The 9,274-nt window shown below is 57.9% G+C and carries 7 protein-coding genes; 2 read left to right on the top strand and 5 right to left on the bottom strand.

The window, feature by feature from the left end; translation table 11 throughout:
* Window positions 1–113: 113 nt before the first annotated feature.
* The 5 genes from HNR64_RS14795 to rpmE all read right to left on the bottom strand — a co-directional run bounded on the left by HNR64_RS14795 (window position 114) and on the right by rpmE (window position 5,017).
* A complete protein-coding gene (locus HNR64_RS14795; RefSeq protein WP_204997202.1) occupies window positions 114–365 on the bottom strand; it encodes a hypothetical protein in 252 nt (83 codons plus the stop codon).
* A gap of 157 nt (window positions 366–522) precedes the next feature.
* Window positions 523–2,655: a TonB-dependent receptor gene (locus HNR64_RS14790; protein WP_204997201.1), complete on the bottom strand. Its 2,133-nt coding sequence runs from the start codon at window positions 2,653–2,655 to the stop codon at window positions 523–525.
* Window positions 2,656–2,784: 129 nt separating this feature from the next.
* Window positions 2,785–3,213, bottom strand: a complete 429-nt coding sequence (locus tag HNR64_RS14785; RefSeq protein ID WP_204997200.1) for a hypothetical protein — start codon at window positions 3,211–3,213, stop codon at window positions 2,785–2,787.
* 75 nt (window positions 3,214–3,288) lie between these two features.
* Window positions 3,289–4,536 (bottom strand): malic enzyme-like NAD(P)-binding protein, encoded by a 1,248-nt coding sequence (locus HNR64_RS14780; RefSeq protein ID WP_204997199.1) that lies wholly within the window; start codon window positions 4,534–4,536, stop codon window positions 3,289–3,291.
* A gap of 262 nt (window positions 4,537–4,798) precedes the next feature.
* Window positions 4,799–5,017 (bottom strand): 50S ribosomal protein L31, encoded by a 219-nt coding sequence (gene rpmE / locus HNR64_RS14775; RefSeq protein WP_204997209.1) that lies wholly within the window; start codon window positions 5,015–5,017, stop codon window positions 4,799–4,801.
* A gap of 247 nt (window positions 5,018–5,264) precedes the next feature.
* Here rpmE and HNR64_RS14770 point away from each other — a divergent pair, with 247 nt between their 5' ends.
* Both HNR64_RS14770 and argS read left to right on the top strand, forming a co-directional pair.
* Window positions 5,265–7,439, top strand: a complete 2,175-nt coding sequence (locus tag HNR64_RS14770; protein WP_204997198.1) for a primosomal protein N' — start codon at window positions 5,265–5,267, stop codon at window positions 7,437–7,439.
* Between the two features lie 77 nt (window positions 7,440–7,516).
* On the top strand, window positions 7,517–9,274 hold the full coding sequence (gene argS, locus HNR64_RS14765; RefSeq protein ID WP_204997197.1) for an arginine--tRNA ligase: 1,758 nt from the start codon (window positions 7,517–7,519) through the stop codon (window positions 9,272–9,274).

Genomic DNA, 9,274 nt, shown 5'->3' with positions numbered 1-9,274 from the left:
TAAAGGTGATCAAGCGAATGGCATACGGGTATCGGGATAACGACTATTTCTTCATGAAGATCAGGGCGGCGTTCCACCCTGATTTACGATGAACCTTTTTTTTGCCGTCGCGCTTAATCTTCTCGAATGATCAGTCCATGCTGAGTGGTCAGAGACCCATCCAACTCAACAACCGCTGTCTCAGCACCGTGATTTAGCGAGCAATTCACAACCGGCACAACGTCCTGAAAAAGCGGCCTGCGCACAAACCACAGACGACCGCCAAAATCCTCAACCCGGCGAATGGTCAGCAGTTGCAACTCAGAAAGTAGCTCTTCGAGATTATCGGGAATGGGAGCTTGGGTTTGACGTCGTTCAGCACTCATCACAATAACCGCTCTAGATTGGGATACACATCATTCCCGCCCACAATCAGTAAGCAGGGAAGGGGCTTTCTACTCAATATAGAGAAAAACCCGCACTTACCCTCTCGCGAGTTGTACTTAGCTCTATTTCGCTTTTCGTCTGCGGGCCTCGAAGGCCCTAAAATTGATAGCTCAAGCGAACACCATATTCACGCGGGTCGCCGACATACAGAGCATCAATGCCTAACGACGGACTATTAAAGCGGTCGGTAATATAAAACTCATCGGTCAAATTCTCACCGAAGAGCTCTATGCCATAGCGCTCTCCGCGATAGCCTAGCCGGGCTCCCAAGAGCCGCCGCGAATCGGCCTTCAAGCCGGCAGTGTTTTCACGGTCGGTGTAGCTGTCAGCGGCATAGGCCCAATTGATATTGGCGAAGTAGCCATTTTGTTGCCAGGCAAGCCCGATATTGGCATTTCGCAATGGCGCATTGGGAAAGCGATTCCCCGCAAAATCGACACCATCATCTTCGTATTCGGTGAACGCCGTGCTCACATAACCCGCGCCGCCGAACAGACTGAAACCACGCCCCAGCTCACCACTGAATTCCAGCTCAACGCCTTCAGACTGCGCCTCACCGGCATTGTCAGTACGGAAATTCGCCGCATCAATACGCACACCAATCTGCATATCGCGATAGTCGATACGAAAGGCCGTCAGCTGCGCCTGCCACCGCGCGCCCCGCCACTTCACACCAAGGTCATAATTATTGGTGTACTCGGGGCCATAACTGGGCGACTCGCCATCGCTGACAAAGTCTACCGAACCAGCGCGATACCCCTGGCTGGCAGCAACAAAGGCGGTCACGGCGTCATTCAGATCGTAGCTCAGCGCCACCTTTGGCAAAAAAACGGAATCGCTGCTTGGCGCCTGTGCATCACTGTCCAACAACGGCTTTAAAAGCGGGCTGAGGTCACCGGGCAGCGTGGTGCCAGTAATCGGGTCGACGGGGCGAGCCCCCTTAACAATAAAGGCACTACGACTGTCCGCGTCATTCTCTTCGTAGCGCATGCCCAGCGTTAGCGTCCAGTCGTAGGCAAAGTCCCAATCAGCCTCGGCATAAATGGCCTGGGTGTCAGCCTCCCGCTCAGCGATCAAGTCTGCATCAGCCCGCGCCCGGATTCCCGCACCGAGCTCATAGGGCAGGTCGACACTTGCCGAGTTTCCCTGTAATTCATCTTTGGCGAGATAGGCGCCAACAACGCCCTTCAGGGTGTCACCCTGGTATCGCAAACGCAGCTCAGCCGCTCGGTTTTCAGCCTCGACGGAATTGATGAAATAGCCACCATCCTCAGCCGAAATATCATAGTCGCCCTTGCGAATATTATCGTTGTTGCTGCCGCTCACAATCAGGCTGAGGCGAAGCGCCGCATTAATATCCACGTGCTGGGTGAGCACGGCCAGCGTGCTATTGTCATCATAGAAGCCATCAACGTCATCGCTGGCCTGCCCTTTGCGCGCCAAGTCCGGCGACTGGTATTCGTTGCCTTCGCGTAACTTACTATCCTGCAGGGTGAACTCGAAGGAATACCAATCGCTGCCCGCCCAGCCCAGTTTGAAGCGCTGCATATAGCGTTTACGCGCCTGCCACTTGTCATCGCCTAAGGTGATATTGGTCACCTCGCCGTCGGTTTGATTGGTTTCAGCCGCGTAGCGAAATGCCAGGTCACCCACTATTGGGCCGCCCACCGCGACACCGGCTTCGCGACCACCGTAATTCGCTGCCCCTACCTTAAGCTTGCCCGAATAGGCCTCACTGGATGGCGACTCACTCTGGATCACGACCGCCCCCGCCAACGAACCAGGGCCGAAAGCTGTGGATTGGGGGCCGCGATAAAATTCCACCTGCTTCACGTCCCAGGTATTTCCCACTCCCCGACCGGGCTGGCGAGCGCCATCAATAAAGACACTTACTGTCGGCCGCCCTGTACCACCCGGGCCAATGCCCTCATTGGAGATACCGCGGACAGAGAATTTGTCCTCTCTTGCGGCATTCAAATTTGGGCTTCGCAGCAGCAAATCGTAGAGATCGCGCACATTCATGGCTTCAATGGTGTCGGCAGAAACAATACTGACACTGCCAACAGTATCCAGGCTGCTGCGCTGCATTGGGTCACCCGTAACCAGGATCTCCTCAAGTTTTGGTGGGCTGGCAGCTGACTCTGTCCCCTGTGCCATAACGGCGGAGCTGGCAATAACAAGCGCGACACCCTGCAGCATAGCGGCGCGGGCAGAGAAGAAAGGTGACATTAGAGATTCCACAGCAGATGGTTAATGATAAGCATTATCATATAACTATTGCACAGGAACAAGCGTGCTGAGCACGATGTGAGACAAGCAGGTCATCTGCCAGGGCCTCGCCGGTTAAGACGTGGGCTGTTAGACGCCGCCCAGAACCTGGCTGCGGAAAAACCCCCAGACAATCGCGGCAACACCGCCGACTTCACCCACTATCAGCAGCGCCATGCCCCAGGTGGTAATGAAGTTGCGCTGCTTAAATTGATTCTTCTCCCGGCCTTGAATGCCCAGCTGAAAATACCGGGCAATGGCGGTGGCGAAAAAGAACAGCGGTACCGCGGTAATCCACAACTGTACCGTCGCGGAATAGGGGCTGTATTTGAGCAACGCCGCCATCACCAAGGCAGTGAAGCTGTACATTAGCGCAGCACGGTGAGCGATATCGATATAGGGATGAGCACGATGCCCCGGCCGGGTCATAATGCCGTGGTATTTAAGTACTCCGCCGACCAGGCCAGCCAACAAGAACAAACCCGACGCCGCCAGCGCCAATGTTACTGCCTGTGTCATGGTCACCTCGAAACAGATGCCTGCTCTGCGCAGATATAAAAAAGCCGCGCTGGGCGCGACTCTAATATCAGCTGATTAGCTCAGCGGGTAGTGCTCGGGATAGGGCAGCAGAGCAACACCACTGTCGACGGCCGCGCGGGCCACCGCTGCGGCTACCGAACCCAGCAAGCGCCGATCCACCGGCTTGGGAATAATATAATTCGGGCCAAAGCTCAGCTCACCACACTGGCAAGCATCGACCACCACTTGCGGTACGTCTTCTTTGGCGAGCTCGCGAATGGCGTGAACCGCGGCCACTTTCATCGCTTCATTAATTTCCGTGGCACGCACATCCAACGCACCGCGGAAGATAAATGGGAAACCCAAAACGTTATTAACCTGATTGGGATAATCAGAGCGCCCAGTCGCCATAATCAAGTCGTCGCGCACGCTCATCGCCAGCTCTGGTGAAATCTCTGGGTCAGGGTTTGAGCAAGCGAATACGATCGGCTTGGCAGCCATACTGCGCAGCATGTCTTCGCTCAGCAGGTTGGCGCCAGACAGACCGACAAACACATCGGCACCGTCGATCGCCTCTACCAGGGTCTTGGGACCGGCGCCGTTGGCAAACTCTTCTTTATATTCGTTTAAGCCCTCACGGCCCGGCGTGATAACGCCGCGGCGGTCGATCATAAACAGGTTTTCGTATTTCGCACCCAGGCTGATCAGCAAGCGCATGCAGGCAATGGCCGCCGAGCCCGCGCCCAGGCAAACGATGCGCGCACTCTCGATGGATTTACCTTGAATCTCCAGAGCGTTCAGCATTCCCGCAGCCGTCACAATGGCGGTGCCGTGCTGATCGTCGTGGAAAACCGGAATATTGCATTGCTCAATCAGAATCCGCTCAATCTCAAAGCACTCAGGCGCTTTAATATCTTCCAGATTGATGCCGCCAAAGGTATCGGCAATACGGCGCACGGTATCAATGAAGGCTTGAGAGTCTTCTGCGTCCACCTCGATATCAATGGAATCGATGTCGGCAAAACGCTTAAACAGCAGCGCCTTGCCTTCCATTACCGGCTTGCTGGCGGCAGGGCCCAAATCACCCAAACCGAGAATTGCACTGCCATTGGAGATAACCGCGACCAGGTTGCCCTTACTGGTGTACTTGTATGCGTTGAGCGGGTCCTTGGCGATCTCGCGCACCGGCTCAGCCACGCCCGGGCTGTAGGCCAGCGAAAGATCGTATTGTGTTTCGGCGGGCTTGGTCAGGCTGATACCAATTTTGCCTGGCGAGGGGATCGAGTGGTAATCCAGAGCCGCCTGCTTAACATCTTTGGACATTGTCATGCTCTCGGTTTGTGCATTCCAGAAGGGCGAACGCGTAAAGGTGGTCAGGTGCGTTCATAAAGGCGTGAAAGCATATAGAAAACTGCCCCCACTCACAAGCCACGCCGTGGCCCAGTGCCCCGCTATCAGCGGGTTTCAAAGCAAGCCTGCAGGCGTAGTACCGCCTTGCGACTCACTAAAAAAAATGCCCAAGCGCTGGCGCCCGGGCATTTTTGCGATCATCAACGCCAGAGGTTGTGGCGCAAATGTAAGCAACTTAGCTTTTAACACCACCGCGGCTGCCGAAACGCTTGCGGAAGCGATCAACACGACCACCGGTATCCAGCATTTTCTGCTTACCAGTGTAGAAAGGGTGACAGGCAGAACATACGTCTACGTGCAGGTCTTCCGCCAGGGTTGAGCGGGTTTGAAACTGGTTACCGCAGCTGCAGGTAACGTTAACATCTTCGTACTTTGGATGGATATCCGCTTTCATCATTAGATCCTCTTTGGACGCCGCCACCCGATCTCTTGCCGGGCACCGCGCTGGGCTGATGCGCTCAGTGGAAGCTGGGAAGAGCAGGGATTTGCGCCGACCAACTGAACAAAAAACCACCGAAAAACAGGCCGCGCATATTAGCAGAACTGGGCATATAAGCAAGCACTGCCCGGCACCGATTAGAATTATGCTCTCAACCCACTGCAGATTCTTATACACTGGCGGTTTTGCACAAGCCCATGCCATGGCCGACACTCTCGCATCCATCGCCATTCCCTGCCCTCTTAGACGCCGCTTCGACTACCTGTGGCCGGCGTCGTTGCAGCGCGACATACAGCCCGGCACTCGGGTGAAAGTGCCCTTTGGGCGGCGCGATGTGATTGCCGTTGTCCTCGGCCCCACCGACAACACCGACGTCGATGCCAGCAAACTAAAAGCCGTCATTGAAGTGCTGGACGAGCAAGCCAGCTTATCCACGGCGCTGCTGGACTTGGGGAAATGGGCCGCACACTACTACCACCACCCCATTGGCGACTGCCTGCATCAAATGCTGCCTCTGGCGCTGCGGCGCAGCGCAACGCCTACGGCAGAAGACACCGCAGCATGGCAGCTCCGCCCAAATGCCGATATCGCCAAACTCTCTCCGCGTGCTCACCAGCAGTGCGCGCTGTTCAACGCCCTGTTGGAAAACGGCCCGTTAACGCGCGCAGACATCACTGCCCTGGGCTTTAGCGCCAGCATTGTGCGTGCCTTGCAGCAGCATGCCCTGATTGAAGAAGTCGAACCGTCCAGCACGCCCGCCCCCGCCGAGCAGGGGCCCACACTCAACAGCGAGCAAGCCGACGCCCTGCAACAAATTATTGATAGCGACGGCCAATTCGCCCGCTTTTTACTCGACGGCATCACCGGCAGCGGCAAAACCGAGGTGTATCTGCGAGCCATTGCCCACGCGCTGGCCAATGGCAAACAGGCCTTGGTACTGGTGCCCGAAATTGGCCTCACCCCGCAGACGCTGCGCCGCTTCGAACAGCGCTTCCCCGGTCGCGTACGCAGCCTGCACTCCGGTTTAAGCGAGCGGCAACGCTGGCACAACTGGCAAGCCGCCCGCGAGGGCCGCGCCGACATTATTCTGGGTACACGCTCAGCGGTATTTGCCGACCTGCCGCGCCTGGGCTTGGTCATCGTCGACGAAGAGCACGACAGCTCCTACAAACAGCAAGACGGCTGGCGCTACTCTGCCCGCGACATTGCCGTAAAGCGCGCAGCCGATAGCCAGTGTCCGGTTATCCTCGGTAGCGCCACCCCCAGCTTCGACAGCCTGCACAACGCCGACCTGGGTCGCTATCGGGTGTTGCGCTTACGCCAGCGCGCCGGCAACGCCTGCGAGGCACCAATACGGCTGCTCGATATTCGCCAGCAAGCCTTACAGCACGGTTTGAGCGATGCCTTGCTCAGCGCCGTCGCCAACAATTTGCGCGCCGGCAACCAAGGCCTGCTGTTTCTCAACCGCCGCGGTTTCGCCCCCACCCTGCAATGCCATTGCTGCGGCTGGATTGCCGACTGCCACGCCTGCGACGCGCGCATGACCGTTCACTACAAACGCCGCCAATTGCGCTGCCACCACTGCGAAGCCGTTCGCGCCATGCCAGCCAGTTGCCCGGACTGTGGCAACAGCCAGTGGATCTACGACGGCCCCGGCACCGAGCGCCTGGAAATGTTTCTAAACCAACACTTTGACGCCCCGGTGTTGAGGATCGACCGCGACACCACCGCCGGGCGCGACAGCATGGCCGAACTCGTTAAAGAGGTGAATAAGGGTGAACCCTGCATTTTGGTCGGTACCCAAATGCTCGCCAAGGGCCACCACTTCCCCGCCGTGACACTGGTCGGCATCGTCGATATGGACGCCGGTCTGTTCAGCGCTGACTACCGCGCCACCGAAAACAGCGCCCAACTTCTGCTGCAGGTCGCCGGACGTGCCGGACGTGCAAACCGGCCCGGCGAAGTATTGCTGCAAACTCACTGCCCCGCTCATCCCGCCTTACAGAGCCTGAGCCAACACGGCTATCGCGACTTTGCCGCCGCACAGTTGGCAGAGCGGCGCCTGCTCGACCTGCCACCTTACACCTTCAGTGCGGTGATTCGCTGCGATGCACCGCAGCTGCACGATGCCGAGCAGTTTTTGCAGCAGCTGCGCAACTCCCTGCAGCCGCCCGCACCCGGCTGGCAACTTCTCGGGCCCCTGCCCGCGCCCATGGCCCGCCGCGCGGGCCGCTTCCGCGCCTCACTTATTCTGCAAGCCAGCGAGCGCCGCACCTTGCATCAGCAGTTGGCAGTGGCCTGTAATGTGGCAGAATCCCTCAGTAAGCGCGGCCAATTGCGCTGGTCGGTCGACGTCGACCCCATCGAGATGTTCTGATGGTGGCGGCCGACGCCTGAAACAGCGATAATACGCGGCCCCCAAATTCCCCATATTCAAGAGAGTTCGAATTCGACATGAAAGATATCGTCGCCACGTTGATTGATCAGGCGCTAACAACCCTGCGCAGCACTGCCGAATGGCCCGAAGATCTTCAGCCGTCAATTCAACTCGAGCGCTGCAAAGACAAGGCCCACGGCGACCTCGCCTGCAACGTGGCAATGATGCTGGCCAAACCACTGCGCAGTAATCCCCGCGCCATTGCCCAGCAAATTGTCGACGCCCTGCCCGCCAGCGACGACGTGGTAAAAGTGGAAATCGCCGGCCCCGGCTTTATCAACTTCTTTATGAATGAAGCCACCAACTTCCGCGTGATCAAAGACATCTTTGCCAAGGGCGAGCAATTCGGTCGCGGCGGCGCGAAAAACCAGCGCATCCAGGTAGAATTCGTGTCCGCCAACCCCACCGGGCCACTGCACGTTGGCCACGGTCGCGGCGCCGCCTATGGTGCAAGTGTTGCCGACATGCTCGCTGCTGCAGGCTACGACGTGCAGCGCGAATACTACGTGAACGATGCCGGCCGCCAGATGGACATCCTCGGTACAAGCGTATGGCTGCGCTACCTGCAAGCCTGCGGTGAAACCCTCACCTTCCCCAGCAATGGCTACCAAGGTGATTACATTGCCGACTACGGCCGCGAGCTGCACGCCAGCCACGGCGACCAGTTAATGCGCAGCGCAGCGGACGTTTTCGACGGCGTTTGCGCCGATGAACCCGCAGGCGGCGATAAAGAAAAGCATATTGACGACCTGATCAATCGCGCCAAAGCCCTGCTCGGCGACGACTACCGCGTAGTCTTCGACAAAGGCCTGGACGCCATATTGGGCGATATTCGCGAAGACCTCGGCGAATTCGGCGTGCACTATCAGGAGTGGTTTTCCGAGCGCAGCCTGACTGCCGACCCCGACCAAGTCAGCCGCGCCATCGCCCGCCTGCAAGACAACGGCTACATCGAAGAGCGCGACGGCGCCCTGTGGTTTTTGTCCACCCGCTTTGGTGACGACAAAGACCGCGTGGTAAAACGCGACAACGGCCAGACCACCTACTTCGCCTCCGATATCGCCTACCACCTGAACAAGTTTGAGCGCGGCTTTGATCGCGTGATCAACATTTGGGGCGCCGACCACCACGGCTATATCGCCCGCGTGAAGGCAGCGCTGCAAGCATTGGATATCGATCCAGAGCGATTGGTGGTAAGACTGGTGCAGTTTGTCTCGCTGTTTCGCGGCGACCAGCAGGTGCAAATGTCTACCCGCTCCGGCTCTTTCGTGACCCTGCGTGAGTTGCGTGAAGATGTCGGCAATGACGCCGCGCGCTTCTTTTACATTATGCGCAAAGCCGATCAGGCCACCGACTTCGACCTGGAGCTGGCCAAGTCAGAAAGCAAAGACAACCCGGTTTACTACATTCAATACGCCCACGCTCGCGTGGCCAGCATCCTGCGCAAGCTGGAGCAAGAGGGCCAGCAGTGGACGCAGGAAGCGGGCCTTGCCCAGCTATCGCTGCTCGACAAAGACGTGGAAAAAGCCCTGCTGGTGAAGCTGGCACGCTACCCCGAGGTGCTGTCCAGCGCCGCGGAACAATTCGAGCCGCACAGCCTCGCCCATTACTTGCGCGAATTGGCCGGTGACTTCCACAGCTACTACAACGCCCACAAAATGCTCGGCGAAGACACCGCCCTGCGCGATGCGCGGTTGGCGCTGTCAGTCGCTGTACAACAAGTACTGCGCAACGGCTTGGGCCTACTTGGGGTTTCTGCCCCCGAGGAAATGTAA

This window comes from Spongiibacter marinus, assembly GCF_016906995.1.
Lineage (GTDB): Bacteria > Pseudomonadota > Gammaproteobacteria > Pseudomonadales > Spongiibacteraceae > Spongiibacter > Spongiibacter marinus.
This window is presented reverse-complemented; position numbering and strand designations above follow the sequence as displayed.